We start from the raw sequence: 26535 nt of genomic DNA, 5'->3' as shown, positions 1-26535 counted from the left end.
GACGCGTGACGGCGCGCGCCAGGACGTTCCCCGGGAGGTGCGATGGAGACCGGCGACCCGCGTAACTCCGTCCCGCCCGGGCGGAGCGGGCCGTTCTTCGGCTTCGTCGGCGCGATCGGCGTCGTCGCCCTGGCGGTCTCGGCCGGTCCGCTCCTCGCGCTCGCCGACAGGTGGAGCGGACTGCCGGCCGCGTTCTGGACCATGGCGGCGCTCGCCGTCGCCTGCGACGCCCGCCCGTTCGTCCCGCCCGGCCGGCGGCAGACCTCGGCGGTGTTCCCGTCGACCTGCTTCACCTTCGCCATCCTGCTCGGCTGGGGCTTCGGTCCGGCTGTCGCGGTGCAGGCCGTGGCGGTCGCGGTCAGCGGCTGGCGGCTCGGGTACGCCCCCTGGCGCACCGGCTTCAACGCGGCGCAGTACGCGTGCGCGCTGGCCGCCGCGTACGCCGTCACCCGGATCGGCCCGGGTGAGCTGTTCGACGGCGGCCGGTTGCACTGGACCGACGTGGCGGCGGTGGGCGGCGCGACGGTCGCCTGGTTCGTGGTCAACTACGGGCTGGTCAGCTCGGCGGTCCGGTTGCGCTTCGGCGACCGCTGGTGGCCCAGCGTCCGCAGCGGCCTGGCCTACGAGCTGCTCGCCACCGGTTCGCTGCTGCTGCTCGCGCCGGTGCTGGTGGCCGCCGCCCGGGCCAGCGCGGCGCTGATCCCGCTGGTGCTGGTGCCGCTGTTCGCGGTCTACCGGATGGCCCGGCTCTCCGCCGAACGGGAACAGCTCGCCGACGTGGACCCGCTCACCGGGCTGCCCAACCGCAAGGCGCTGCTGACCGAGGTGGCCGAGCAGGTGCATCTGCACGGCGACCGGGCCGCCCGCGGCGCGCCGGACGCCCACCTGGCGCTGCTGCTGCTCGACCTCGACCGGTTCAAGCACGTCAACGACGCGCTCGGGCACGCCGTGGGTGACCGCCTGCTGGTCGAGGTGAGCGCCCGGCTGATGGGCGCTGTGGACGGCGGCGACATGGTGGCGCGGCTCGGTGGCGACGAGTTCGCCATCGTCGTACCCCGGCTCACCGACATCGACCAGGCCCGCGAGCGGGCCGACCGGGTGGTGGCCGCGCTCGCCGAGCCGGTGCCGCTGGACGGGCTGCCGCTGGACGTGGGCGGCGCCATCGGCATCGCGCTCTACCCCGACCACGGCGAGGACTTCGCCACCCTGATGCGTCACGCCGACGTGGCCATGTACGACGCGAAGCACCGCAACGACACGGTGGCGGTCTACGCGCCGGAGTCCGACCACAACTCGGCCGAGCGGCTGAGTCTGCTGGCCGACCTTCGCCGGGTGCTGGAGTCCGGCCCGTCCGCGCAGGGCGGCGAGACGGTCGGCGTACGCGGGGGTGACGGCGCCGCCCTCCAGCCGGCGCTGCCGGTCCGGGCCGACCGCCCGGCCCGCAACCAGCGCCCGGCGCGCGACGGCGGCCGCGGGCGGTCCGGCGACGGGCCGAACCGGTGGCTGCGGCGTCGCCGGGACCGGGCGGAGGAGCGGCACGACGACGACCTGATCGAGCGGATCCTCACCGGCGCCGACCCGATCCGCAGCCGGGCCGCGCGCGCCGGCGGCACCGCAGCGGTGGTGGCGCCGCTCGTGGCCGGTGGCGGGGACGCCGACGCGGAGACCGCGCGCGGGACGGACGCCGGGCACGACGTCGAGGCCGGCACCGGGCACGACGCGCAGGCCGCGGTGAGTACGGGCGCGCCGGGCGTCATCGGCCCGACCGCCGACGGGAGCACGACCGCCGAGCCGGACGACCAGGCCGCGCACCCGGGCGAGATCACCATGTACTACCAGCCGCAGATCGCCATCGCGACCGGCGAAGTGGTCGGCGTCGAGGCGCTGCTGCGCTGGCGGCACCCGCGCCGGGGCATGGTCGACCCGGGCGAGCTGATCCAGGTCGCCGAGCAGAGCGCGGTGATGCGGCTGCTCACCCGCCGCGTGGTGGACGACGTGGTGGAGCAGCTCGCCAAGTGGTCGGCGGCCGGGCTCACGCTGCGGGCCGCGCTCAACGTCAGCGTCCGTGACCTGCACACCGGCGAGATCGCCGACCAGATCGCCGACCGCCTGGCCCGGTACGGCGTGCCGCCGGAGCGCCTCCAGGTGGAGATCACCGAAGGCGCGCTGATGGCCGACCCGCGGCGGGTGCTCGCCAGCATCACCCAGCTGCACCGGATCGGCGTCGGCATCGCGCTCGACGACTTCGGCACCGGCTACTCGTCGCTGCAGCACCTGCGCCGGCTCCCGCTGTCCGAGGTGAAGGTGGACCGGTCGTTCGTCCTCGGGATGGCCGAGGACCCGGACGACGCCGCGATCGTCCGCTCGATGATCGAACTGGCCGGCGCGCTCGGGCTGCGGGTGGTGGCCGAGGGCGTGGAGGACGAGCGCACCTGGCGGCTGCTGCACGCCGCCGGGTGCGACGTCGCGCAGGGCTGGTTCCACGCCCGGCCGATGCCGGCCGAGGATCTGGTGGCCTGGCTGTCCCGCTACCGTCCGGTGCGCCCGGTGGAGGCGGGGAGCCGCAGCGGTCCGGCGCCGGAGGGGGAGTCGAAGGCGTCGTCGTGACGGCGGGACAATAGACTCGCTCCGGTCACCGCGCGTCATCGAGCACGCCCGTACGCGCGGCCGGCCCACCGCAGACGTCTCAGGACAGCCACGAAGGGGGCACTGATGGCCGCCATCTCCCGCGAGGAGGTCGCGCACCTCGCGCGACTGTCGCGGCTCGCCGTCACGGAGGAGGAACTGGACACCTTCGCCGGCCAGCTGGATGTGATCCTCCAGTCGGTCGCGCAGGTCGGCGAGGTCGCCGCGGCGGACATCCCGCCGACGTCCCACTCCGTGCCGCTGACGAACGTGCTCCGCGAGGACGTGGTGCGGCCGGGCCTGACCCCGCAGGAGGCGCTGTCGGGCGCCCCCGACGCCGAGGAGCAGCGGTTCCGCGTCCCGCGGATCCTGGACGAGGATGTGGCCTCATGAGCGAGCGCAGCGAGCGAATCATCGGGCTCAGCGTGGTTGTCGGTCGTGACGGCACGGAGCGAAGCGGAGTGCCGGCATGACCGACCTGACGAAGCTGACCGCCGTTGAGATCGCCGGGCTGGTGGCGAGCGGCGAGACCTCCGCGGTCGAGGTCACCCAGGCCCACCTGGACCGCATCGGCGCCGTCGACGACCGGGTGCACGCGTTCCTGCACGTCGACACCGAGGGGGCGCTCGCCGCCGCCCGGTCCGTGGACGAGCGGCGCGCCGCCGGTGAGGAACTGGGCCCGCTCGCCGGTGTGCCGGTCGCCGTGAAGGACGTCCTGACCACCAAGGGCGTGCCGACCACCGTCGGGTCGAAGATCCTGGAGGGCTGGCGCCCGCCGTACGACTCGACGATCGTCGAGCGGCTGCGCGCGGCCGGCACGGTGATGCTCGGCAAGACGAACATGGACGAGTTCGCGATGGGCTCCTCCACGGAATACTCGGCGTACGGTCCGACCCGCAACCCGTGGGACACCGACCGGATCCCGGGCGGCTCCGGCGGCGGCAGCGCGGCGGCGCTGGCCGCGTACGAGGCGCCGCTGTCGATCGGCTCGGACACCGGCGGCTCGATCCGCCAGCCCGGAGCGGTAACCGGCACCGTCGGCGCGAAGCCCACCTACGGCGGCACCTCCCGCTACGGCCTGGTCGCGTTCTCCTCGTCGCTGGACACGCCCGGCCCGTGCGCGCGTACCGTGCTCGACGCCGCGTTGCTGCACGAGGCGATCGGCGGTCACGACCCGCGCGACTCCACCTCGATCCCGGCCCCGGTGCCGGACGTGGTGGCCGCGGCGCGGCGCGGCGCCACCGGCGACCTGACCGGCGTGAAGCTCGGCGTGGTCACCGAGTTCACCGGTGAGGGCGCGGAGCCGGGCGTGATGGCCGCGTTCCGCGAGTCGGCCGAGGCGCTGGCGAAGCTGGGCGCCGAGATCGTCGAGATCTCCTGCCCGCACTTCAAGTACGCGCTGCCGGCCTACTACCTGATCGCGCCGAGCGAGTGCTCCTCCAACCTGGCCCGGTTCGACGGCGTCCGGTTCGGCCTGCGGGTCGGCGACGACGGCAACCGGTCGCTGGAGGAGGTCATGTCGCTGACCCGCGAGGCCGGCTTCGGCCCCGAGGTCAAGCGCCGCATCATGATCGGCACGTACGCGCTCTCGTCGGGCTACTACGACGCCTACTACGGCCAGGCGCAGAAGGTCCGCACCCTGATCACGCGGGACTTCACCAGCGCGTTCGAGCAGGTCGACGCGCTGATCTCGCCGACCACGCCGTTCGTGGCGTTCCCGATCGGGTCGCGTACCGCCGACCCGTACCAGATGTACCTGGCGGACCTGTTCACCATCCCGACGAACCTGTACGGAGGGCCGGCCATCTCGGTGCCGTGCGGCCTGTCCGAGGGGCTCCCGGTCGGCTTCCAGATCATGGCGCCGACCATGGCCGACGACCGGATGTACCGGGTCGCCGCCGCGCTGGAGAGCGCCGTCGGCACGCTCACCCCGCCGACGCTCTGAACCCGGCGGTACGGAGGCGCTCGCCCGCCTCCGTACCGGGAAACGTCCCGCGCCCGGTGCGGTCACCACGACCGCGCCGGGCGCGGCTGTCGTCGCGGCGACACGGTGATCACCGATCAGTGGATTGTCCGGGGTCGCTGGCACTGGTCGAATAAACTCCGAGTCTGCTGGATCGACTGGACTGTGGCCCGCTGGCGGACGCGAGCGGTTCCGACCGAGAGCTGGATGTGCGATGGGGACACTTCGCCCGGTCATGGCCCTGACGATGGTCGTCGCGTTGCTGCTGGGCGCCGGGCAACCGGCCGCCGCGGAACCGGCCACCGCCGCCACCGAGGCCGTCACCATCACCTCGGGCAAGCCCCGGTCGGTCATGGTCATCGGGCAGGTCTACGCGATCCACACCGTCGAGGCGAGCGGTGGCACCGGGCCGTACCGGTTGTCGGTGGTCTCGGGCGCACTGCCGCCGGGCATGCTCGTGGTGGGGAACTCGCTCGGCGGTGCCCCCACGACGCCTGGCACCTACACCTTCACGCTGCGGATGACCGACCAGAACGACCTCTTCGACGAGCAGACGGCAACAGTCGAGGTACGCGAACCGAAGGTGGTCATCACGTCGGGCAAGCCCCGGTCGCCCCTGTACCTCGGGCGGGTGTACGCGATCCACACCGTCGAGGCGAGCGGTGGCACCGGGCCGTACCGGTTGTCGGTGGTCTCGGGCGCTCTGCCGCCGGGGATGCTCGTGGTGGGGACGTCGCTCGGCGGCGCGCCGACCACCCCTGGCACGTACACGTTCACGCTGCGGATGACCGACAAGAACGACCGCTTCGACGAGCAGAACGCCACAGTCGTCGTCGCCGAGGCGGCGACCGCGTTCACCTCCGGCGAACCGCCCGCCGGCACCGTCGGTAAGCCCTACTCCTTCCGGTTCACCGCCGACGGTGACTCGGACATCGCGTTCGCACTGGCCGCCGGGGCCCTGCCGGACGGCCTCACCCTCGACGAGGAGGGCCGGCTCCGCGGCACCCCGACCAGCGCCGGCACGTTCGCCTTCACGGTCGCGGCGAAGGGGTACAGCACCAGCGCCACGAAGCAGGTGTCGCTGACCGTCGCCGCCCCGGCCCCGGGCACCCCCACGGCGACCCCGGCCGACCCCACGGCCACGCCCACCCCGGCCGACCCGACGGCGACGCCGACGCCGAGCGATCCGGCCGCCACGCCGTCGGAGAGCAGCACCGCGGCGCCCCAGCCGACGCCGTCGCCGTCGAAGGTGAGCGGCGCGTGGCTGCCGATCACCGGGCCGGGTTCGCCGCTCGTCCTGCTGCTGTTGAGCGTCGTGGCCTTCTCCGTCGGCGGCATCCTGCTCGTGCTGGCCTACAACCGTCGGCGGAGCTTCACCACGCCCGAGTGACGCCCGGCCGAGGCCGGGTAGGCGGAGCGGTAGGCTTGGCGGCGTTGTGTCCGGATGCCGCCGTGGGCCGGCTACCGCCTGCAAAGCTGGAGTTCTCATGACCACGACGCTGCCCGCGTACGACGAGGTCGTCGCGCGCTTCGAACCGGTGATCGGCCTGGAGACCCACGTCGAGCTGGGCACGAACACCAAGATGTGGTGCGGCTGCCCGACCGACTTCGGCGGCGAGCCGAACACCCGGGTCTGCCCGGTCTGCCTCGGCCTGCCCGGCTCGCTGCCGGTGGCGAACAAGGCCGCCATCGAGGCGACCATCCGGATCGGGCTGGCGCTGAACTGCTCGATCGCGCAGTGGTGCCGGTTCGCCCGGAAGAACTACTTCTACCCGGACATGCCGAAGAACTTCCAGATCAGCCAGTACGACGAGCCGCTGTGCTTCGACGGCTACCTGGACGTCGAGGTCAACGGCGAGCTGGTGCGCATCGGCATCGAGCGGGTGCACCTGGAGGAGGACACCGGCAAGACGCTGCACGTCGGCGGCGCCACCGGCCGCATCCACGGCGCCACCGAGTCGCTCGTCGACTACAACCGGGCCGGCATCCCGCTCGTCGAGATCGTCACCAAGCCCATCCCCGGCACCGGCGCGCTCGCGCCCGAGGTCGCCCGCGCGTACGTCGCCGAGCTGCGTGACGTGATCCGCTCGCTCGGCGTCTCCGACGTGCGGATGGAGGAGGGCTCGCTGCGCTGCGACGTCAACACGTCGCTGAACCGGCCGGGCGAGGAGTGGGGCACCCGCACCGAGACCAAGAACGTCAACTCGCTGCGCTCGGTCGAGCGGGCGGTGCGCTCGGAGATGCTGCGCCAGGCGTCGGTGCTGGAGGCCGGTGGCCGGATCACGCAGGAGACCCGGCACTTCCACGAGGACACCGGCGACACCACGCCGGGCCGGTCCAAGGAGACCGCCACCGACTACCGGTACTTCCCGGAGCCGGACCTGGTGCCGCTGGCCCCGGACACCGCGTGGGTGGCCGAGCTGAAGGCCGCCCTGCCGGAGCTGCCGCGCCTGCGCCGCAAGCGGATCCAGCAGGACTGGGGCCTCTCCGACCTCGACATGCAGTCCGTGGTCAACGCCGGCGCGGTCGAGCTGATCGAGGCGACGGTGGCCGCCGGTGCCACCCCCGCCGCCGCCCGGAAGTGGTGGCTGGGTGAGCTGTCCCGCCGCGCCAACGAGACCGGCGTGGAGCTGGCCGACGTGGGCGCCACCCCGGCGCAGGTCGCCGAGCTGCAGGGCCTCGTCGACGCGGGCAAGCTCAACGACAAGCTGGCCCGTGCCGTACTGGAGGGCGTGGTCGCCGGCGAGGGCTCGCCGACCGAGATCATGACCAACCGCAACCTGGAGGTCGTCTCGGACACCGGCGCGCTCACCGCCGCCGTGGACGAGGCGATCGCCGCCAACCCGGACGTGGCCGACAAGGTCCGCAGCGGCAAGGTCGCGGCGGCCGGCGCGCTCGTCGGTGCGGTCATGAAGACCACCCGTGGCCAGGCGGACGCGAAGACCGTCCGCGAGCTGATCCTGGCGCGCCTCGGCGCCTGATCCGGTCGTGTGGGCCCTTTCCCGGCAGGGGAGGGGCCCTTCGTCCGCTCCTCACCCCGCAGAGGGCGTCAACGGCGACGCCCGGATGGAGTCACCGTGAACCAGCACGACCTCGACGTCCTCGACGAGATCCAGCGCCGGGTGCTCTGGCTCGCCACCCGCATCGTCGACGCGGCCAACCACGACCGCGACACCGGTGACGGGGTGAAGGTCGGCGGCCACCAGGCGTCCAGCGCCTCCCTCGTCACCGCGATGACCGCCCTCTGGTTCCACCACCTGGACGCCGAGGACCGGGTGGCGGTGAAGCCGCACGCCTCGCCGGTGTTCCACGCGATCCAGTACCTGCTGGGCAACCTCGACAAGTCGTACCTGCCGAAGCTGCGGGCACGCGGCGGGCTCCAGTCGTACCCGTCGCGCACCAAGGACCCGGACGAGGTGGACTTCTCCACCGGCTCGGTCGGCCTGGGCGCGGCCGCGCCGCTGTTCGCCGCCGTCACCCGCCGCTACGTCGACGCCCACTTCGGCCCGCGCCCGCACTCCCGGTTCGTCGCCATCATCGGCGACGCCGAGCTGGACGAGGGCAACATCTGGGAGGCGGTCGCCGACCCGGCCACCACCGGGCTCGGCAACGTGATGTGGCTCGTCGACTTCAACCGCCAGTCGCTGGACCGGGTCGTCCCCGGCATCCGGATCAACCAGTGGCGCGGCCAGTTCGAGGCGGCCGGCTGGCACGTCGTGGAGGTCAAGTACGGCCGGAAGCTCGCCGAGGCGTACGCCCGGCCCGGCGGCGCGGCGCTGCGCGACTGGATCGACCGGATGCCCAACGAGCAGTACCAGTCGCTGTTCGGGCTGGCCGGCCCGGCGCTGCGCAAGCAGTTCCTGGACGGCGCACCGGCCGAGGTGGCCGCGTTCGTCGCCGACATCGGCGACGACGAGCTGGGCCCGCTCGTCACCGACCTGGGCGGGCACGACGCGCAGGCCATGCTCGACGCGTACGCCCAGTGCGACGCGGTCACCGACCGGCCCAGCGTCGTGTTCGCGTACACGGTCAAGGGCTGGGGCCTGCCGATCGCCGGCAACCCGCGCAACCACTCGGCGCTGCTCACCACCGAGCAGGTCGACGCGCTGCGCGCCGCGCACGGCCTGACCGCGGAGACCGAGTGGGACCGCCTCGACCCGGCGTCCCCGGCCGGCATCCGGGCCGGCGAGCGCCGGGAGGCGCTGTCCCGCCCGCCGCGCGAGCGGGCGCTGGGCGTCACCGTTCCGGAGACCACGCGGGTACGCGCGAACAAGCCGGTCTCCACCCAGGAGGTCTTCGGCCGGGTGCTCGTCGACCTGGCCCGCGATCCGCAGGTGGCGCCCTACCTGGTGACCACCGCGCCGGACGTGGCCACCTCGACGAACCTGGCCGGGTTCATCAACAAGACGGGCGTCTTCGCCCCGACCGAGCAGCGGTCCTGGACCGAGGACCGGATGCTGCGCTGGACCGAGAGCCCCGCCGGGCAGCACATCGAGCTGGGCATCTCGGAGATGAACCTGTTCCTGCTGCTGGGCCAGCTCGGCCTGTCGTGGGACCTGTCCGGCCAGCCGCTGCTGCCGGTGGGCACCGTCTACGACCCGTTCGTGCTGCGCGGTCTCGACGCGTTCCTCTACGGCACGTACTCCGGCTCGCGGTTCGTGGTGGCGGGCACCCCGTCCGGCATCACGCTGGCCCCCGAGGGCGGCGCGCACCAGTCCACCATCACCGCCTCGGTCGGCCTGGAGCTGCCCGGGGTGACGTTCCTGGAGCCCGCGTACGCCGGCAGCCTCGACTGGCTGCTCTGCGACGCGCTGGGGCAGATCGCCGGTGGCTCCGCTCCGGCCGCGACCGCCGCGCCGGCCGAGGACGGGGCGTACTACTTCCGGCTCAGCACCCGGCCGATCGACCAGGCGCCGTTCGAGGCGGCCCGGGCGCGACTCGGGGACGCCGTGCTGCGGCGGCAGGTGGTGGCCGGGGCGTACCGGCTCGTCGACGCGCACCAGGCGTACCCCGATCTGGCTGACGCCCCGGTCGTGCAGCTCGCCGCCTCCGGCGCGGTGCTGCCGGAGGTGCTCGCGGCCGCCGCGGAGCTGGCGGAGGAGGGCGTGGCCGCGCACGTGGTGGACGTGACCAGCCTGGACCGGCTGTACCGCGCGTGGCAGCGGACGCTGCGCCAGGGCGTGCGGACCGCGACCGTGCCGAGCGTGCCCGGCGCGCTGCGGTCGGCGTTCGCCGACCGGGTGCCGGTGGTCACCGTGCACGACGCCGCCTCGCACGCGATGGCCTGGCTCGGATCGGCGGTCGGCGCGCCGGCGGTGCCGCTCGGCGTGGACGAGTTCGGCCAGTCCGGCAGCGTCCGGGAGCTTTACGAGCTGCACGACCTCCTGCCCGGCAGCATCGTCAACGCCGCGCTGGCCGCGATCGCGCTGCGCTGACGCGCCTGCGTCGCGCTGACCGCACCGCGCCCCAGTTGCCCTGACCGCACCGCGTCACGGGGCCGGCCGGACCTTCCGGGCGGCCCCTCGCGCCGCGGTGAGGTCCGGCCTCGGTGCGCGCGCCTCGGCCGCTCGGCTCGCCGGCCTCACGGCGCTCTCGGGCCGGTCCGGCCTGCCCTCGGGCACTCGGCTCCGGTGCGTGCTGCGACCGGCTGTCCCGGCTCGACTCCGGAAATGGCGGTCCGCGTCCTGGTCGATCCTGGAGGGTTTGCCTCACGCAAAGTCACCGCCGAGGTGGTTGCGGAGAGTAATCGCCTCCGGCGGCCGAAGGTGTTGCCTCTCGGCCCCTTTGCTCTGCAGCCGTATCCGCAGCACCGCTCTTGAGCTGGGGCGGGGTGGTCCGCGCCGCTGCTCTGCAGCCACCCGCGCGGTTACTCTCGGTGCCTGCTGCGCCGATGGGTGCAGAGCAAAGGCGGCGGCGGGGTATCCCTGCGCCGGACGGCTTCGTGACGCCGAGTGACCGGGTGCCACGCGTGGCGAGCGGCCAGGCGGCACGTGAGGGAGCGCCAGAAGCAGCGAAGAACGGGAGCAGGCGCGGGACGGTCAGCTCGTCGGGGTCGGGCTCAGGGTCGTCGTACCCGGTGACGGCGACTCCGAGGGGCCGCGGGTGGGCGTCGGCGTGACCGGCACCTGGTCGCCCTTGGCCGGGTCGCGGATGACGTGCCGTTCCAGGTTGACCTGCGACTGCCCGGTGCCGCCCACGGTGATCTCGTCGTACGCCTGGAGCAGCTTCTGCTGGTCGAAGTAGAGCACCGTCATGGTCAGCGGGGTCGGCTTCTCGCCCTCCAGACCGCGCAGCCCGGCCCCACCGGTGGAGCCCTGCACCATCAGCGTGGTCGGCTGCTTGCCCTCGACCTGCGGCAGCTTCGACACCTGCCGGGAGTGCGTGTGCCCGGAGAGCACCAGCGGGCAGGTGCCGGAGAGCGGGCCGGCCGAGGCGGGGTCGTGGATGAGCGCGATGTCGACCTTGCGCGGCGACTTCTGGATCGTGCCGGCGAGCTGTTCGCCGGCGCCGATCACCTGGTCGGCGACGGCCGAGGTGAGGCCGCTGCCGGCCGGCGAGGTCTCCTTGTCCGGCGTGAAGCGGGGGTCGCCGATGCCGGCGATGGTCAGCCCGCCCACCGTCGTGACCGAGTTGTTCAGCACGATCGCGTTCGGCTGCTGCGCCACGGCGGCGGCGGTGCGCGGCGAGTCGTGGTTGCCGCGGATGAACACGTACGGCTTCTTGAGCAGGCCGATCGAGCCGACGAACGACGCCTCCGGCTCGCTGCCCCAGTCGGTCATGTCGCCGGTGTCGACCACCACGTCGATGCCGAACTGCTCGACCACGGTACGGATCAGCTGCCACCCGGTCGGGTTCAGGTGGATGTCCGACACGTGCAGCACCCGGGTGGTGCCGGGCGACGGCTGCACCACGGGCAGGGCGGAGACCGTGGTGTAGAGCTTGCTGACGTTGCCGACCAGCCGTTGGAGCTGCTCGGCGTACTTGGTGTAGTCGTTCGCGATCCGCCGCGCGTCACCGACGATCGCGGGCGCGTTGACCAGCAGGCCCTCGTACCGCGGCTCCTCGATCGCCTGCGGGCGCAGGGTGTTCGCGGCCATGCCGAGGCTGCCGGCGGTCACGACGAGCGCCAGGCCGCCGGCCCAGGCGGTACGCCGGACGTCCCGGAAGACGAGCGCGGCCAGCAGCAACGTGGCCAGCACGGCCGAGGCGAGCGTACGCAGCCCGAGCCGCATCACGCCGTCGCGGACGTCCTGGACCGCCGACTGGCTGGCCCGGCTGATGCTGGCCGGGTCGTCGATGAGCGCCTCGGTGCGCCCCTGGTCCAGCGAGCCCACCTCGACGGTGAGGTACGCCGGGCCGTCGTGGCTGTCCAGCAGCAGCGCGCCCAGCGGCGGGATGTCGACGGTGGTGCCGCCGGACAGCGACGGGCTGAGCTTCAGCTCGGCCCGGAACGGGCCGATGTCGGTGCCGACGTGGCCGCCCGCGTACGTGCCGACCACGATGCCGCCGAGCGTGACCGCGAGGACAGCCAGCACGACACCCAGCCGGCGCAGCCGGTCACCGGGCCGCCACGCCGCCCAGCGGCGGGCGCGCCCGCGCTCCGGAGACGTCTCGTCCCCGGTGCGGTGCTGTTCGTTCTCGTGGCCGTCCATGCTGAGATCCTGACCTGCCCCTTGAGCGATCTTGACAAACCCGGTGGGCCGGATCAGCTCCGGCCGGCGCCCCCGTCGGCGAAGACGAGTCGCAGGATGCGGTCGTCCTCGGCGGTGGGCGTACCCCGCCCGTCGCGGTTCGAGGTGCTCACCCAGAGCGAGCCGTCCGGCGCCGCCGCGACGGCCCGTAGCCGACCGTACCGGCCGGTGAGCAGGTCGCGGGGCTGACCGAGGACGGTGCCGTTGCCGGCCAGCTCGACCAGCCAGAGCCGCTGGCCGCGCAGGCAGGCGGCGACGAGCAGACGGTCCGCCGCCGCCAGGCCGGAACAGGAGGCGTCACCGGTGGGCCACTGCGTGATCGGGTTCACGTAGCGCTTGTCGTCGCCGCGCCCCTCCACCCGGGGCCACCCGTAGTTGCCGCCCTTGTTGATCTGGTTGATCTCGTCCCAGGTGTTCTGGCCGAACTCCACCGCGTACATCTTCTTGTCCGGCGTCCAGGCGAAGCCCTGGACGTTGCGGTGACCGGTCGACCAGACCGGCGACCCGGCGGTGGGGTTGCCCGGCGCCGGCTTGCCGTCCGGCGTGATCCGCAGGATCTTGCCGCCGAGACTCTTGGCGTCCTGGGCGTTCTCGGTGCGCCCGGCGTCGCCGGTGCTCGCGTAGAGGTGGCCGTCCGGGCCGAAGCCCAGCCCGCCGCCGTTGTGCGTGCCGGACTTCGGGATGCCGGTCAGGATCGGCTTCGGCGCCTGCCCGAGCTGCATCTTCGCGATCCGGTTGTCGTCCTCGGCCGTGTAGTAGACGAAGACCGTGCGGTCCCGGGCGTACGCGGGAGAGACCGCGATGCCCAGCAGGCCGCCCTCGCCACCGGCGGCCACGTCGGGCACTGTCTGCACCGGCCGGACGGCCAGCCCGTCCGGCCCGGACTCCGGGCCGACCTGGAGGATCCGTCCCTTGTCCCGCTCGGTCACCAGCGCCCCGCCGTCGGGCAGGAACGCGATGCCCCACGGCACCTCCAGGCCCTTGGCCAGCACGGTGGCGACCACCTGCTGGCCGGCCCCGCCGGGACTCGCGGTGCCGGACGGCGTCGGCAGGTTGGGCGGCGCGCCCGCCGGGTCCGGCTCGGGCTCGCCGAGGGCGCAGCCGGCGGTGCCCAGCAACAGCGCCGCGCAGGACGCCGCCAGCGCCGTCCGGAGGCGGCGGACACGGGGGTACGCAAGACGCGGGCTCACCCGCCCCAGCCTAGCCGGGCGGACCCGCGAACCGGGCACGTCGCGCGTACGCCTTCCCGCGTCCGGCCGTTCGGGGGAGTGCCGGTTCAACCGGCCCGCAGCGCGAGCAGGGCCACGTCGTCCTCCCACTGGTGCGCGGCGGCGAGCAGCCGGTCGCAGAGCAGGTCCAGCGGTACGCCCGGCCCGCCGGCCCGGAGGTGGGCGAGCAGATCGGCCTGGCCCTCGTCGATCGGCTGGTCCCGGCGCTCGATCAGCCCGTCGGTGTGCAGCAGCAGCGTGTCGCCGGGGGCGAGGGTCAGCGTCCGGCCGGCGCGCCGGGGCGGCCGGGCCAGGCCGAGCAGCGGTCCGCGACCGTCGGCCACCGAGACCGTGCCGTCGGCCCGCACCAGCAACGGCGGCGGGTGTCCCGCGTTGCACCAGGAGACCGCCAGCCCGTCGGCGGCCGGGCGCACCCGGGCCAGCACGGCGGTGGCGACGGTGGGCACCCGCAGCCCGCCCATGGCCCGGTCGAGGTGGGCCATCAGATCCTCCACCGGATCGTCCCGCCCGTACGCGTTGCCCCGCACCAGGTTGCGCAACTGGCCCATGGTGGCCGCCGCCTCGATGTCGTGCCCGGCGACGTCGCCGATCGCGGCGATCAGCTCGCCGTCGGGCTGGACGAAGGCGTCGTACCAGTCGCCGCCCACCTCCACCCGGTCGGCGGCCGGCAGGTAGCGGGCGGCCAGCTCGATCCCCGGCACGGCCGGCAGGGCGGGCAGCATGCTGTGCTGGAGCACCTCGGCGACGTGGCGCTGCTCGCCGTAGAGGCGGCTGTTGCCGACCGCCTGTCCGGCACGTACCCCGATGTCCTGCGCGGTGCGCAGGTCGCTCGCGTCGAAACCGCGCCGCCCTTGACGGTTGACCAGCGTGACGGCCCCGATCACCCGGTCCCCGGCGGCGGTGATCGGCACGGTCAGGTGGGAACCGACGCCGAGCCGGTCGGCGAGTGGCACCAGGTCCGGGTGCGTGGTGCCGCGCGCCACGTCGTCCAGGCCGGCCACGGCGCGCACCGCCGGCCGTCCGGTGCGCAGCACCGACCGGATCTGCGACTCCGCGCTGAGCCCGGTGGTCAGCAGCTCGGCGAAGCGGGCCAGGTCGGCCTCGCGTTCGGCGTCCCGGTGCACGCCGGTGACCGTGCGCGGCCGGCCGGCCGGGTCGACGAGCGTGACCAGGCACCAGTCGGCGAGCAGCGGCACCATCGCGTGCCCGAGCCGGGCGACGGCAGTGGCCACGTCGAGCGTGCCGCCGAGCATCTCGCTCATCCCGGCCAGCATGGCGAGCCGGTCGTGCGCCTCCTCCGCGCGGCGGCGGGCCTGCTCGGCGCCCCGGACCGCGATGCGCAGCCGCAGCTCCGAGGAGCACGCGGCGGCCAGGTCCGCGAGCGTCCGCAGCTGCTCCTTGCTCCAGGCCCGGGGCTTGCTGTCGATCGCGCAGAGCGAGCCGAGCACCCGCCCGTCCAGGTCGGTCAGCGGCATGCCCGCGTACGCGACCACGCCCAGGTCCTCGATGGCCAGGTTGAGGCGTACCCGGGGGTAGAGGCGGGCGTCGGGCAGCACCAGCGGCATCTCGATGTCGACGACGTGCTGGCAGAACGAGTGGCTCAGCGGCGTCTCCCGGCGTGCCGCCCACGGCTCTGGCAGGCCGGTGGCCCCGGGGAAGAACTGGCGCTCGGCGTCCACCAGGGAGACGAGTGCGACAGGCACGTCCAGCAGGTCGCCGACCAGACGCGCGAACCTGTCGAACGCCTCGTCCGGTACGGCGTCGAGCCGCGTCTCGTCGAGTGAACGTAACCGGTCGGGGTCGGCGAGCGCCGGAATCGGCACGGACACCCGTCCCCGGCCGTGCTCGCTCATCGCCACCGTCCTCAGGAAGCGGAACACCCGACCGGCGTCCCGCACTCGGTTATACCCCGCCGGACCGTCACTCCATTCCCGGCGCGGTGTTCGTCACGGGTCACGCCGCGCCGGCCGGTCCGGGCCGATATCGTCGGCGGTCGTGAAGGCATGGATCCCGCACCCCGAGGGCCGTCGGCTGCTCGGCGAGCTACCGCCCGGCGTCACCGTGGAGCTGCTGGACGACCCGCGGCGGCTCCCGTCGTCCCCGGTCGGTGTGCGGTTCTGGGTGCCGCCGTTCCTGTCCGGCCCGGACGCGGGGGCGCTCCTGGCCGAGCTGCCCGACGTCGAGGTGGTGCAACTGCTCTCCGCCGGGGCGGACGCCTGGGTGGGACGGATCCCCGACGGCGTGACGCTCTGTGACGCCCGGGGCGTGCACGACTCGCCCACCGCCGAATGGGTGGTCGCCGCGATCCTCTCCTCGCTGCGCGGGTTCGCGCCGCTGGCCCGTGCCCAGGCGCGGCGCGAGTGGGCGTACGACGAGGTGGCACCCACCGACGAGCTGGCCGGCAAGCGGGTGCTGATCGTCGGCGCCGGCTCGATCGGCACCGCGGTACGCGACCGGCTCGCCCCGTTCGAGGTGAGCTTCACGCTCGTGGCCCGTACGCCGCGGCCCGACCAGGGCGTGCACGGGGTCGACGAGCTGCCCGCGCTGCTGCCCGAGGCGGACGTGGTGGTGCTGCTGGTGCCGCTGACCGAGCAGACCCGGGGCATGGTCGACGAACGTTTCCTCGCCGCGATGCCTGACGGAGCGCTGCTCGTCAACGCCGCCCGGGGGCCGGTGGCCCGCACCTCGGCGCTGGTCGCCGAGCTGACCTCGGGCCGCCTGCGCGCGGCGATGGACGTCACCGACCCGGAGCCGCTGCCCGCCGAGCATCCCCTGTGGGAGCTGCCGAACGTGCTGCTCACCCCGCACGTCGGCGGCTCGGTACGCGGGCTGCTGCCCCGCGCGTACCGCCTGGTGGGCGAGCAGTTGCGCCGGTACGTGGCGGGGGAGGGGCTGACGAACCGGGTGGTCGACGGCTACTGATCGCCGGCGGTGCCGGAGAGCTCCTGGCCGGTGACGGCGACCAACTGGGGCAGGTCGGTGGCGCGTACCGCCGGCAGCACCACGACCTCGCCGTCGTCGAGCCGGGCCACCGCCCGGCCCCGGGCGTCACCGGCGAGTTCGGCGACCCGGTTCCACGGCACCCGGCGCTGCCCGACGAGCGCCCGCAGCCGCAGCTCCCGGGCGTCGGCGTCGGTGCCGGCCCGCCACGCCCAGACCGCGACGGCGAGCGGTACGAGCAGCACCCAGAGCAGCCACCAGCGGGCGGAGGCCAGCGGCAGCGCGCCGATGAAGGCGACGATCGCAGCGACCAGGATGGCCTGGTTGTGACGGAAACGGACGGTATCGGCGCGGCTCACCCCCCGATGATCCCATCCGGCCAGCTCACCCCACCCCGCGGGCGTCCCCACCCCACCCGACCGCGCCGAGATCTTGGTACGGCTCCGCCCCTCCCGGGGCGGTTCGGTACCAAGATCTCGTGCCGCGAGACGACGCTGCGTCGATCTTGAACGGGATCCGTCGCGATGGCGTCTATTGATGTGACGGACGTCACTGGTGCGGTGACGTCACCGGACGCTTCCGGGATCGTTTCTAGGCGTGGCCGCAGCGGTCCCCGCCGATGCGTCCCGCCCCGCCCCGACCCCGCACGTCGTACCGCGTACCGCAACCGCACCGCCCCCGTGCCCCCTCACGAAGGCGACCGCCGTGCCCGTCCCCCCTCCCGCCGCTCCCCGCCGGCGATCAGTCCTGCCCGATGTCGCCGTGTCGCTCACCGGCGCGGCCTTCCTCCTCGCCGGTGTCGCCGGTGTCCTGCCCGGCCCCGCCGCGGCCGCGCTCGCCGTCGCCGGCGGCTTCGCCCTCGCCTGTGTCCGGCTGGCCTGGCTGGCCGGACCCGGACCGCAGCAGCCCGGACCGCAGCCGGCGGTCACGTTCCGGTGCCACGCGGGCGAGACGACTGACACCGCCCTGGCGCACGGCGCAACGACGACCGGGCGGCGGGCGCGCCGCGCTGCCCTGTCCCGCCGGGTCGCCGCCATCCTCGACAGCGCCGTCCTGGTCGCCGGGCTCACCGTCGCGGTGCTGCCGCTGAGCGACGCCGCCCACCGGCTGCCGGTCGCGCTGGCCGGACTGTGCCTCACCGGGGCGCTGCACGTGACGGCCCTGCTGCGCCTGCCCGGCCGCTCGCGACTGTCCGGCCCGGAGCTGGTGCGCCGGACCGTCGACGTGCTCGCGCTCGGCGTCAGCCTGGTCTTCGCGGGCTGGATGTTGCTGCCGGGCGGCCCGGTCCCGGCCGTCGCCGGGGTCGTCGCGGCTGGTGGTGCGGTGGTGCTCGCCGTGCTCGCGGTGGCGGCCGTCGCCGAACGTCGCCACCGGCCGGGCGCCGCACGCTGCCACGCCGGGGCGGCGCTGACGCTCGGCGGGCTGACGCTGCTCGTGGTGCTGCTGGCCTACGGCGCGCCGGACCGGGCGCTGCCGCTCGCCGCGGCGCCGCTGGTGGCCGGGGCGCTGCTCACCGCCGCCGGGGCCCGGCGTACCTCGGGCGGTGAACGACCGGGCCGGGACGTGGCGCCCGCCGCGTGGCCGCGCCTCACCGCGCCGGCCGGGATCGCCGCGCTGGCCGCCGGGATCCACCTGGGTACGGCGGGGGAGTTCAGCACCGCCGCGATGGCGCTGGGCCTGGCCGTCATTCCGCCGATCATGATGGGTGAGCTGCTCGCCGCCGCCGACCAGCGCCGCCGGGTGCAGCGGCTCGCGGCCCGCGAGGCGTGGCTGCGGCGCCGCCTCGGACCGGACGCCCGGGCCGCCGAGCCCGTGCCGCTGACGCGCGCGGAGCTGGTCCGGGCGATGGCGGAACGCAGTGGCGGCGCGCTGCTCGTCGTCGACCTGCACGGGGTGGGTGGCGCGGTGCCGGAGGGACCGGTGCTCACCGAGGCCGCGCGCCGGCTGCGGGCGGGCTCCGGGACGCACGATCTGGTGGCCCGGCTCGGCGACACGGAGTACGCCGTCCTCACCGACGCGGGGCCGGTGCTCGCGTACGCGCTCGGCCTGCGGCTGCTGGCGGCGCTGGCCGAGCCGTACCCCCGGCCCGGCGGCGTCGCCCGGCTGGGGGTGAGCGTCGGGCTGGCCGAGACCGGCGGCGGCGATCCGGAGGACGTGCTGCGGCAGGCGGACCTGGCCCGCCGCCGGGCGGTGCAGCTCGGCCGGGACCGGGTCGAGTGGTACGACGCCTACCTGGAGGAGCAGCTGGTCCGCCGGCTGGATCTGGAACGGGAGCTGCCCGGCGCGGTGGCGCGCGGTGAGCTGGACCTGGTCTACCAGCCGGTGGTGGCGCTCGCCGACCGGATGCCGGTGGGTACGGAGGCGCTGCTGCGCTGGCGCAGCCCGGCGCTGGGCACCGTGCTCCCGGCCGAGCTGCTGCCGGTGGCGGCCGACCTCGACCTGACCGGTGAGATCGGGCGGTGGGTGCTGGACCGGGCCTGCCGGCAGCTCGCCGCGTGGTCGGAGGGCGGCCGTGAGCTGTGGATGGCGGTCAACGTGACGCCGCGCGAGCTGGCCGCGCCGGACTTCGTGGCGCGTACCGCGACCGCGCTGGCCGCGTACGACGTGGTGCCGGAACGGCTGGTGGTGGAGGTGGCCGAGCCGGTGGTGGGCGGGGAGCTGTCCACAGTGGTGGCCCGGCTGGCCGGGTTGCGGTCGATCGGCGTGCGGATCGCGCTCGACGACTTCCGGGCCGAGCACGCCTCGCTCGCGCAGCTCCGCCGGCTGCCGATCGACCTGCTCAAGGTGGGGCCGCACCTGGTCGGCCCGGGCGGGGACGGTCAGCGTCCGCTGATCGACGTGGTGGCGAACCTGGCCGACCGCCTCGGCGTGGAGCTGGTGGTCGAGGAGCTGGAGTCGGAGGGGCAGGTGGCGGGCGCGCGGCGGGCCGGCTGCCGGTACGGCCAGGGCTTCGCGCTGGCCCGCCCGGCGACCGCCGAGCGGGTCGAGGCGTGGTTCGAGGAGTACCCGTCCACCGCCCGGTGAGCTGAACCGGTTCAGCGGGCCGTCGTACGAGGTGGGGCGGTGCTGCCGCGCGGCGTCAGGTGCGCCGTCTCGTCCTGCACGACGGCGGCCGGTTCGCCGGCGATCACCGCCAGGAGCTGCCGGGCGGCGTGCGCGCCGTACGCCGGGATGTCCCGGCCCAGCGCGGTCAGCGGCGGGTGCACCAGCCGGCAGAGCGGTGAGTCGTCCCAGGCCACGATCGACAGGTCGCCGGGCACGGTCAGGCCCATCTCCTGGGCCACCGAGAGCCCGGCGATCGCCATCACGTCGTTGTCGTAGATCACCGCGGTCGGTCGCCCGGCGGAGCTGAGCAGCCGGCGGGTGGCCCGTGCGCCCTCCTCGCCGGTGTAGTCGGACCAGACGGTCGTCGCCTCGTCCAGCCCGAGCCGCGCGCACACGCCGGTGAACGCCTCGGTGCGGATCTCGGTGTGCAGCAGCGAGGGCAGCCCGCCGACCCGGGCGATGCGCCGGTGGCCGAGCGCGACCAGGTACTCCACCGTCTCGACCAGGGCCGCCGCGTCGTCGGACCAGACGCTCGCCAGGCCGCCGGTGTGCCCGGGGCCGCCGATCACCACGGCCGGCAGTTGCAGTTCCTCCAGCGCCGGCACGCGCCGGTCGTCGGTGCGCAGGTCGCACACGAGCACGCCGTCGACCCGGCGTTCGGCCCACCACCGCCGGTAGACCGCGATCTCGGCCTCCTGGTCGCTGACCACCTGGAGCGTCAGCGCGTACGAGCGGGCCGACAGCTCGGCCTCGACGCCGCTGATCAGCTCCATGAAGAACGGCTCGATGCCGAGTATCCGGGCGGGGCGGCACAGCGCCAGCCCGACCGCCTTGGCGGTGGCGCCGGACAGCGCGCGGGCGGCGCTGCTCGGACGGAACCCGATCTCGGCCGCGATGGCGAGGATGCGCCGGCGGGTCGCCTCGGAGACGCCGGGCTGCCCGTTGAGCGCGTACGACACCGCGCCCTTGGAGACCCCGGCGCGCCGGGCGACGTCGGCGATGGTCGGCCGCTTCACCGGAGCGTTCCTCCACTGTGTCCGGCCCTCGCGGGCGCTTCCGGTCGCCGGATCACCGGCGTCTGGTGACGCTACTGCACGCGTCGCCGGGCCCGGGTGCAGCCGGCGGTGCCGGTGGACCGCGGTCGGCCGCAGGCGCTTGTGCGGTTCAGCTTAGATCCCCGGCTCGCCGACGAGCGTCACCAGCGCCCCGGATCTCGGTCGTGAGCGGCGGGGAGGTTACCGGGCGGGTGCATCGGTAACCGACCGTTGACAGTCATGAATGGGGACCGTACGGTGGCGTCACTTATCCGGTTCAGTCAACGTCTCTCGATATTCGAGAGCGTTCCCATTCGGCGCGGAGGATGAGATGAGACGGTCCTGGACGCACCTGGCGCGCGTGGCCGCCGTCGGTGCCGTCAGCCTGGTCATGGTCGCCGCCTGCAGCGGCAGGAGCACCACCGGCGGCTCGGACTCGGCCGGCGGTCAGGTCACGCTGAAAATCAACTTCTGGGGTGACTTCGGCCTCCAGGACCTCAAGGCCAAGTACGAGGCCGAGCACCCGAACGTCAAGATCCAGCTCAACTCCGGTGAGTACAACGCCCAGCACGAGGACCTGCAGAAGAAGCTGGTCGCGGGCAACGGGGCACCGGACATCGCGGCGATCGACGAGGGCTTCATGGTCCAGTTCCGCAGCCAGTCCGACAAGTTCGTCAACCTGCTCGACAAGGGCGCCGGCTCGTACGAGAGCAAGTACCTGCCCTGGAAGTGGAAGCAGTCGCTGTCGGCCGACGGCAAGACACAGATCGGCCTCGGCACCGACGTCGGCGGCCTGGCCATGTGCTACCGCACCGACCTGTTCAAGGCCGCCGGCCTGCCCACCGAACGCGACCAGGTGTCAGCGCTCTGGCCCACCTGGGACAGGTTCATCGAGGTCGGCCAGCAGTACACCGCCACGACGAAGAAGAAGTTCATCGACGCCGGCACCAACCTGTTCAACCCGATCCTCGGCCAGCAGCCGGTCGGCTTCTACGACGAACAGGACCAGCTCCGGATGGAGCAGGGCCCGAAGGTCGCGTTCGACTACACGGTCAAGGCCGTCGGCGCCGGGCTGTCGGCCAACCTGGTCAGCTTCCAGGCCGACTGGGACAAGGGCTTCACCAGCGGCGCGTTCGCGGTGCTCGCCTGCCCGGCCTGGATGCTCGGCCACATCAAGGACACCGCGCCCGGCACCGAGGGCAAGTGGGACATCGCCGCGGTACCGGGTGGCGGCGGCAACTGGGGCGGCTCCTTCCTGACGCTGCCCAAGCAGGGCAAGAACGTCGACGAGGCGTACAAGCTGCTGACCTGGCTGGTCGCGCCGGAGCAGCAGATCGAGATCTTCAAGAAGGTCGGCAACCTGCCGTCACAGCCGGCGCTCTACGCCGACCCGGCCATCGCCGACTTCAAGAACCCGTTCTTCAACGACGCCCCGGTCGGCCAGATCTTCCCGAAGATGGCGCAGGGCCTCACCCCGCAGTACCTGGGCCGCAAGAACGGCCCGACCCGGGTGGCGGTGGAGAACGTGATCCGGCGGGTGGAGAACAAGTCGCTCAAGTCCGACGCCGCCTGGTCCGAGGCGGTCAAGGAGGCCGAGAAGGCCGCCAAGTCCTGACGTGTCAGCGGTGGCGGGGCGGCCCGGTCCGCCCCGTCGCCGTCCGATCTCCCGGCCCTGGAGTGAACCGATGTCCAGCACCCGTGCCGCGCCCGCGCCGCCCGACCGCCCACCCGCGCGCAAGCCCGGCCGTACCGGGGCAGCCGACCGGCGGATGACCTGGCGCGACCGGCTGTACCGCTTCGACATGCGGTACATGCCGTACCTGATGATCGCGCCGTTCTTCCTGCTCTTCGTGGTGTTCGGGCTGTTCCCGCTGCTGTTCAACGCGGTCGTGTCGCTGCGCAACTACCGCCTCGACGACCCGACGCTGCCGTACTGGGCGGGCGTGGAGAACTTCAGCCGCCTGGTCGCCGACGAGGACTTCTGGAACGCCCTTTACAACACGTTCGGCATCTTCCTGCTCTCCACGGTTCCGCAACTGCTGCTCGCGCTGCTCGTCGCGTCGCTGCTCAACCGCAAGCTGCGGGCGCAGACCTGGTGGCGGGTGGGTGTGCTGCTGCCGTACGTGACACCGATCGTGGCCTCGACGATGGTGTTCAGCGTCTTCTTCTCCCGCGACTTCGGCATGGCGAACTGGGCGCTGGGCCTGCTCGGCATCGGCGGCGCGGACGACCCGATCGACTGGCGGGCGGACAAGCTGCACGCCTGGATCGCCATCGCCACGATGGTCAACTGGAAGTGGATCGGCTACAACGCGCTGCTCTACCTGGCCGCCATGCAGTCCATCCCGCGCGACGTCTACGAGGCCGCGGCGATCGACGGCGCCGGGCAGTGGAAGCAGCTCTGGCGGATCACCGTGCCGATGATCCAGCCGGTGGTCCTGTTCACAGTCATCCTGTCCACCATCGGCGGGTTGCAGCTGTTCACCGAGCCGATGCTGTTCGACCCGAACGCGCAGGCCGCGACCGGCGGGCCGGACGGCGAGTGGCAGACCATCGCCCAGCTCATCTACAAGGTCGGCTGGAAGGACCTCAACCTCGGGTACGCCGCCGCCATGTCCTGGGCGCTGTTCCTGATCATCCTGATCGTGGCCGGTGTCAACTACCTGCTGACCAACCGACTCTCCGGAGGCCGCCGGTGACGACGCGACGCGTGGTGGCCCGGGCGCCACAGGACACCCCGGCCGGGCTCTGGACCTACCTGCTCCTCGCGGTGAGCATGCTGTTCGCCGCGTTCCCGCTCTACTGGATGTTCGTCATCGCCACCAGCGACGACGAGGCGCTGGCGAAGCTGCCCCCGGCGGTGATCCCCGGCGACCGCTTCCTCACCAACGTCGACGAGGTCTTCTCCCTCCAGGACGTCTACTTCGCCGCGTCGCTGGTCAACAGCGTCATCGTCTCCGCCGTGGTGACCGCCTCGGTGCTGTTCTTCTGCTCGCTGGCCGGGTTCGCCTTCGCCAAGCTGCGCTTCACCGGCAGCCGCGTGCTGATGCTGTTCGTGGTGCTCACACTGACCGTCCCCAACCAGCTCGGCATCGTGGCGCTCTACATCGTGATGGGCAAGCTCGGCTGGAACGGCACGCTGCTCGCGGTCATCGCGCCCGGCCTGGTCACCGCGTTCGGCGTGTTCTACATGCGGCAGTTCATCGTGAACACCGTCCCGGACGAGCTGATCGAGTCGGCCCGGGTCGACGGCGCCACCACCATGCGGGTGTACGCGACGATCGTGCTCCCCGCGATCCGCCCGGCCCTGGCGGTGCTCGGCCTGCTCACGTTCGTGGCCACCTGGAACGACTTCCAGTGGCCGCTGATCACGCTCAGCGGCACCGACTACCCGACGTCGATGGTGGCGATCTCGGACCTGGCCAGCGGCAACTACGTGATCTACCGGCGGGTGCTCGCGGGCGCGTTCATCGCCACCGTCCCCCTGCTGGTCATGCTGTTCATCGGTGGACGTCAGATCGTCCGCGGAATCATGGAAGGCGCGGTGAAGTCGTGAGCCGTCGAACGCTGCTGCACGAGGGATGGACGCTGCGGGCCGAGCCCGGCCCGGCGGTGCCGCCGGAGATCGCCGGGGCGGCGGTGCCGGCCACGGTCCCCGGTTGCGTGCACACCGACCTGCTCGCGGCCGGCCTCATCCCCGACCCGTACCTGGACGACAACGAGAACCGCCTTACCTGGATCGGCCGCACCGACTGGGTCTACGAGACCACGTTCGCCTGGCAACCCGGTGACGAGGACCGGATCGACCTGGTCTGCGCCGGACTCGACACGGTCGCCACCGTCACGCTCAACGGCGTCGAGGTCAGCCGCACCGAGAACCAGCACCGCTCGTACCGCTTCGACGTCCGCACGCTGCTGCGTCCGGACACCAACACCCTGGCCGTACGCTTCGACTCCCCGTACCGGTACGCCGAGGCGCACCGGGACCGGCTCGGTGACCGGCCGAACGCGTACCCGGAGCCGTTCCACTTCATCCGCAAGACCGCCTGCAACTTCGGCTGGGACTGGGGACCGACGCTCGTCACCGCCGGCATCTGGCAGGACATCGGGCTGCACGCCTGGTCGACCGCCCGGCTCGCGTCGGTCCGGCCGCTGGTCACGGTGGTCGACGGCACCGGCCGGGTGGAGCTGCGCGCCGAGGTCGAGCGGGCCGGCGACGAGCCGCTGACCGTCCGCGCCACCGTCGCCGGGGTCACCGCCGAGGTCGCCGTACCGGCGGGGGAGCGGACCGCCGTCGTGACGCTCACCGTCGCGGACCCCGCGCTGTGGTGGCCGATCGGGTACGGCGACCAGCCGAGGTACGACCTCGACGTGAGCCTGCACGGCGCCGGCGGCCGGGAGCTGGACGCCGCGTCCCGCCGGATCGGGTTCCGTTCGGTCCGGCTGGACACCACGCCCGACGCGCACGGCACCCCGTTCGCGCTGCACGTCAACGACGTGCCGGTGTTCGTCAAGGGCGTCAACTGGATCCCCGACGACGCGTTCCCCAACCGGGTCACGCGGGAGCGCCTGGAGCAGCGGTTCGCCCAGGCGGCCGGCGCGAACGTCAACCTGCTGCGCGTCTGGGGCGGCGGCCGGTACGAGTCGGACGACTTCTACGACCTGGCCGGCGAGATGGGACTGCTGGTGCAGCAGGACTTCCTGTTCGCCTGCGCGGCGTACCCCGAGGAGGAGCCGTTCCGCACCGAGGTCGAGGCGGAGGCGCGCGAGCAGGTGACGCGCCTCGCCGGGCACCCCTCGCTGGTGCTCTGGACCGGCAACAACGAGAACATCTGGGGCTGGCACGACTGGGACTGGCAGGAACCCCTGGCCGGGCGCACCTGGGGACGCGGCTACTACCTGGAGCTGCTGCCGGAGATCGTCGGCGAGCTGGACCCGACGGTCCCGTACTGGCCGGGTAGCCCTTGGTCCGGCAGCGAGGACGTCCACCCCAACGACCCGGCGCACGGCACCACGCACATCTGGGACGTGTGGAACACCGACGACTACACCCGCTACCGGGACTACGTGCCACGCTTCGTGGCCGAGTTCGGCTACCAGGCGCCGCCCGCGTACGCGACGCTGCGCCGGGCCCTCTCCGACGAACCGCTGGCGCACGACTCGCCGGGCATGGCGCACCACCAGAAGGCGGCCGACGGGGACCGCAAGCTCCGGCGCGGGCTCGACGCGCACCTGCCGCCGCCCGCCGACTTCGACGACTGGCACTACCTCACCCAGCTCAACCAGGCCCGCGCCGTCCAGCTCGGCGTGGAGCACTTCCGCTCGTACCGGCCGGTCTGCGCGGGCACCGTCGTGTGGCAACTCAACGACTGCTGGCCGGTCACGTCCTGGTCGGCGATCGACGGCGACGGGCGCCGCAAACCCCTGTGGTACGCGCTGCGCCGCGCCTATGCCGACCGGCTGCTCACCGTGCAGCCGCGTGACGGCGGGCTGGCGCTGGTGGCGGTGAACGACACCGCCGACGCGTGGAGCGGGCCGGCCACCGTCACCCGGCTGACAGTCACCGGGGAGCCGAGGGCGAAGACCTCGGTCGACCTCGACGTCCCGGCGTACTCCTCGGTCGTGGTGGTGCTGCCGGCGGAGCTGGCGCGGCCGGACGACGGCCGCGCGGAACTGCTCGTCGCGGACGCCGGGGACGCCGCGGAGCGCGCGCTGTGGTTCTTCGCCGAGGACCGCGACGTGCGGTGGCCGGCGGCGGAGTGGGACGCGGCCGTCGAGCCGGCCGACGGCGGCCGGCGCGTCCGGGTGACCGCCCGGACGGTGCTGCGCGACCTGACGCTGTTCCCGGACCGCCTCGATCCGGCCGCGCAAGTGGACCGGGCGCTGGTGACGCTGCTGCCGGGGGAGAGCGCGACGTTCACCGTGCGCGCGCCCGGTCCGCTCGACGCCGACGCGCTCACCCGCCGCCCGGTGCTGCGCTGCGTCAACGACCTGCTCTGAGGCGGTCA

17 protein-coding genes are annotated in these 26535 nt (G+C 73.5%); 12 read left to right on the top strand and 5 right to left on the bottom strand.

Going from position 1 to position 26535, the window contains the following annotated elements; translation table 11 throughout:
- Positions 1-42 precede the first annotated feature (42 nt).
- From ACN27C_RS01170 to ACN27C_RS01145, 6 genes are all read left to right on the top strand, one after another.
- On the top strand, positions 43-2607 hold the full coding sequence (locus ACN27C_RS01170) for a putative bifunctional diguanylate cyclase/phosphodiesterase (protein WP_422750231.1): 2565 nt from the start codon (positions 43-45) through the stop codon (positions 2605-2607).
- Between the two features lie 105 nt (positions 2608-2712).
- Positions 2713-3018 carry an Asp-tRNA(Asn)/Glu-tRNA(Gln) amidotransferase subunit GatC gene (gene gatC / locus ACN27C_RS01165; RefSeq protein ID WP_013284468.1) on the top strand — a complete coding sequence of 102 codons (306 nt, stop codon included), beginning with the start codon at positions 2713-2715 and terminating at the stop codon, positions 3016-3018.
- 76 nt (positions 3019-3094) lie between these two features.
- On the top strand, positions 3095-4570 hold the full coding sequence (gatA, locus tag ACN27C_RS01160; RefSeq protein ID WP_120571318.1) for an Asp-tRNA(Asn)/Glu-tRNA(Gln) amidotransferase subunit GatA: 1476 nt from the start codon (positions 3095-3097) through the stop codon (positions 4568-4570).
- A gap of 253 nt (positions 4571-4823) precedes the next feature.
- Positions 4824-5978 carry a putative Ig domain-containing protein gene (locus tag ACN27C_RS01155; RefSeq protein WP_422750230.1) on the top strand — a complete coding sequence of 385 codons (1155 nt, stop codon included), beginning with the start codon at positions 4824-4826 and terminating at the stop codon, positions 5976-5978.
- 97 nt (positions 5979-6075) lie between these two features.
- Positions 6076-7569: an Asp-tRNA(Asn)/Glu-tRNA(Gln) amidotransferase subunit GatB gene (gene gatB / locus ACN27C_RS01150; RefSeq protein ID WP_422750229.1), complete on the top strand. Its 1494-nt coding sequence runs from the start codon at positions 6076-6078 to the stop codon at positions 7567-7569.
- 96 nt (positions 7570-7665) lie between these two features.
- Entirely contained in the window at positions 7666-10023 is a 2358-nt protein-coding gene (locus ACN27C_RS01145; protein WP_422750228.1) for a transketolase-like TK C-terminal-containing protein, read from the top strand.
- A 603-nt stretch (positions 10024-10626) separates the two neighbouring features.
- Here the strand turns inward: ACN27C_RS01145 and ACN27C_RS01140 are convergent.
- The 3 genes from ACN27C_RS01140 to ACN27C_RS01130 all read right to left on the bottom strand — a co-directional run bounded on the left by ACN27C_RS01140 (position 10627) and on the right by ACN27C_RS01130 (position 15361).
- Complete coding sequence (locus tag ACN27C_RS01140) at positions 10627-12240, bottom strand: metallophosphoesterase family protein (protein WP_364804078.1); 1614 nt, start codon at positions 12238-12240, stop codon at positions 10627-10629.
- Positions 12241-12293: 53 nt separating this feature from the next.
- Positions 12294-13469, bottom strand: coding sequence for a PQQ-dependent sugar dehydrogenase (locus ACN27C_RS01135; RefSeq protein ID WP_120571313.1), 1176 nt, complete (start codon positions 13467-13469; stop codon positions 12294-12296).
- 86 nt (positions 13470-13555) lie between these two features.
- Positions 13556-15361, bottom strand: a complete 1806-nt coding sequence (locus ACN27C_RS01130; RefSeq protein ID WP_422750227.1) for a SpoIIE family protein phosphatase — start codon at positions 15359-15361, stop codon at positions 13556-13558.
- Positions 15362-15503: 142 nt separating this feature from the next.
- Between ACN27C_RS01130 and ACN27C_RS01125 the strand changes: the two genes are divergently transcribed.
- Positions 15504-16430, top strand: a complete 927-nt coding sequence (locus ACN27C_RS01125; protein ID WP_422750226.1) for a 2-hydroxyacid dehydrogenase — start codon at positions 15504-15506, stop codon at positions 16428-16430.
- Here the strand turns inward: ACN27C_RS01125 and ACN27C_RS01120 are convergent.
- Positions 16424-16807 carry a PH domain-containing protein gene (locus ACN27C_RS01120; protein WP_358170163.1) on the bottom strand — a complete coding sequence of 128 codons (384 nt, stop codon included), beginning with the start codon at positions 16805-16807 and terminating at the stop codon, positions 16424-16426. The two genes, ACN27C_RS01125 and ACN27C_RS01120, sit on opposite strands and share 7 nt — an antisense overlap.
- Positions 16808-17210: 403 nt before the next feature.
- Here ACN27C_RS01120 and ACN27C_RS01115 point away from each other — a divergent pair, with 403 nt between their 5' ends.
- On the top strand, positions 17211-19472 hold the full coding sequence (locus ACN27C_RS01115) for an EAL domain-containing protein (RefSeq protein ID WP_422751705.1): 2262 nt from the start codon (positions 17211-17213) through the stop codon (positions 19470-19472).
- A gap of 11 nt (positions 19473-19483) precedes the next feature.
- Here ACN27C_RS01115 and ACN27C_RS01110 read toward each other — a convergent pair whose 3' ends face one another.
- The gene (locus ACN27C_RS01110) at positions 19484-20509 is read right to left on the bottom strand and encodes a LacI family DNA-binding transcriptional regulator (RefSeq protein ID WP_357796675.1); all 1026 of its coding nucleotides are present in this window, start codon (positions 20507-20509) and stop codon (positions 19484-19486) included.
- A gap of 349 nt (positions 20510-20858) precedes the next feature.
- On the opposite strand from ACN27C_RS01110, the gene ACN27C_RS01105 reads away from it, so the two are divergent.
- The 4 genes from ACN27C_RS01105 to ACN27C_RS01090 all read left to right on the top strand — a co-directional run bounded on the left by ACN27C_RS01105 (position 20859) and on the right by ACN27C_RS01090 (position 26527).
- The gene (locus ACN27C_RS01105) at positions 20859-22142 is read left to right on the top strand and encodes an ABC transporter substrate-binding protein (protein WP_120571309.1); all 1284 of its coding nucleotides are present in this window, start codon (positions 20859-20861) and stop codon (positions 22140-22142) included.
- Between the two features lie 70 nt (positions 22143-22212).
- Positions 22213-23226, top strand: a complete 1014-nt coding sequence (locus tag ACN27C_RS01100; protein WP_120571308.1) for a carbohydrate ABC transporter permease — start codon at positions 22213-22215, stop codon at positions 23224-23226.
- Positions 23223-24083 carry a carbohydrate ABC transporter permease gene (locus ACN27C_RS01095; RefSeq protein ID WP_120571307.1) on the top strand — a complete coding sequence of 287 codons (861 nt, stop codon included), beginning with the start codon at positions 23223-23225 and terminating at the stop codon, positions 24081-24083. The genes ACN27C_RS01100 and ACN27C_RS01095 overlap by 4 nt, the downstream gene beginning before the upstream one ends.
- Positions 24080-26527, top strand: a complete 2448-nt coding sequence (locus ACN27C_RS01090) for a glycoside hydrolase family 2 protein (protein WP_422750225.1) — start codon at positions 24080-24082, stop codon at positions 26525-26527. Before ACN27C_RS01095 ends, ACN27C_RS01090 begins: the two co-directional genes overlap by 4 nt.
- Positions 26528-26535 lie beyond the last annotated feature (8 nt).

It is taken from the genome of Micromonospora sp. WMMD1219, assembly GCF_049315215.1.
In the GTDB taxonomy this organism is placed as follows: Bacteria; Actinomycetota; Actinomycetes; order Mycobacteriales; family Micromonosporaceae; genus Micromonospora; species Micromonospora tulbaghiae.
The sequence above is the reverse complement of the archived record's forward strand: the minus strand, read 5'-3'. Positions and strand labels throughout refer to the sequence as shown.

Bases quoted from the DNA above. Each gene is read 5' to 3' on its own strand.
- ACN27C_RS01130 (WP_422750227.1), bottom strand. From the start codon at position 15,361: ATGAGCGAGCACGGCCGGGGACGGGTGTCCGTGCCGATTCCGGCGCTC.
- ACN27C_RS01140 (WP_364804078.1), bottom strand. From the start codon at position 12,240: ATGGACGGCCACGAGAACGAACAGCACCGCACCGGGGACGAGACGTCT.
- gatB (WP_422750229.1), top strand. From the start codon at position 6,076: ATGACCACGACGCTGCCCGCGTACGACGAGGTCGTCGCGCGCTTCGAA.
- ACN27C_RS01100 (WP_120571308.1), top strand. From the start codon at position 22,213: ATGTCCAGCACCCGTGCCGCGCCCGCGCCGCCCGACCGCCCACCCGCG.
- gatC (WP_013284468.1), top strand. From the start codon at position 2,713: ATGGCCGCCATCTCCCGCGAGGAGGTCGCGCACCTCGCGCGACTGTCG.
- ACN27C_RS01155 (WP_422750230.1), top strand. From the start codon at position 4,824: ATGGCCCTGACGATGGTCGTCGCGTTGCTGCTGGGCGCCGGGCAACCG.
- gatA (WP_120571318.1), top strand. From the start codon at position 3,095: ATGACCGACCTGACGAAGCTGACCGCCGTTGAGATCGCCGGGCTGGTG.
- ACN27C_RS01105 (WP_120571309.1), top strand. From the start codon at position 20,859: ATGAGACGGTCCTGGACGCACCTGGCGCGCGTGGCCGCCGTCGGTGCC.
- ACN27C_RS01170 (WP_422750231.1), top strand. From the start codon at position 43: ATGGAGACCGGCGACCCGCGTAACTCCGTCCCGCCCGGGCGGAGCGGG.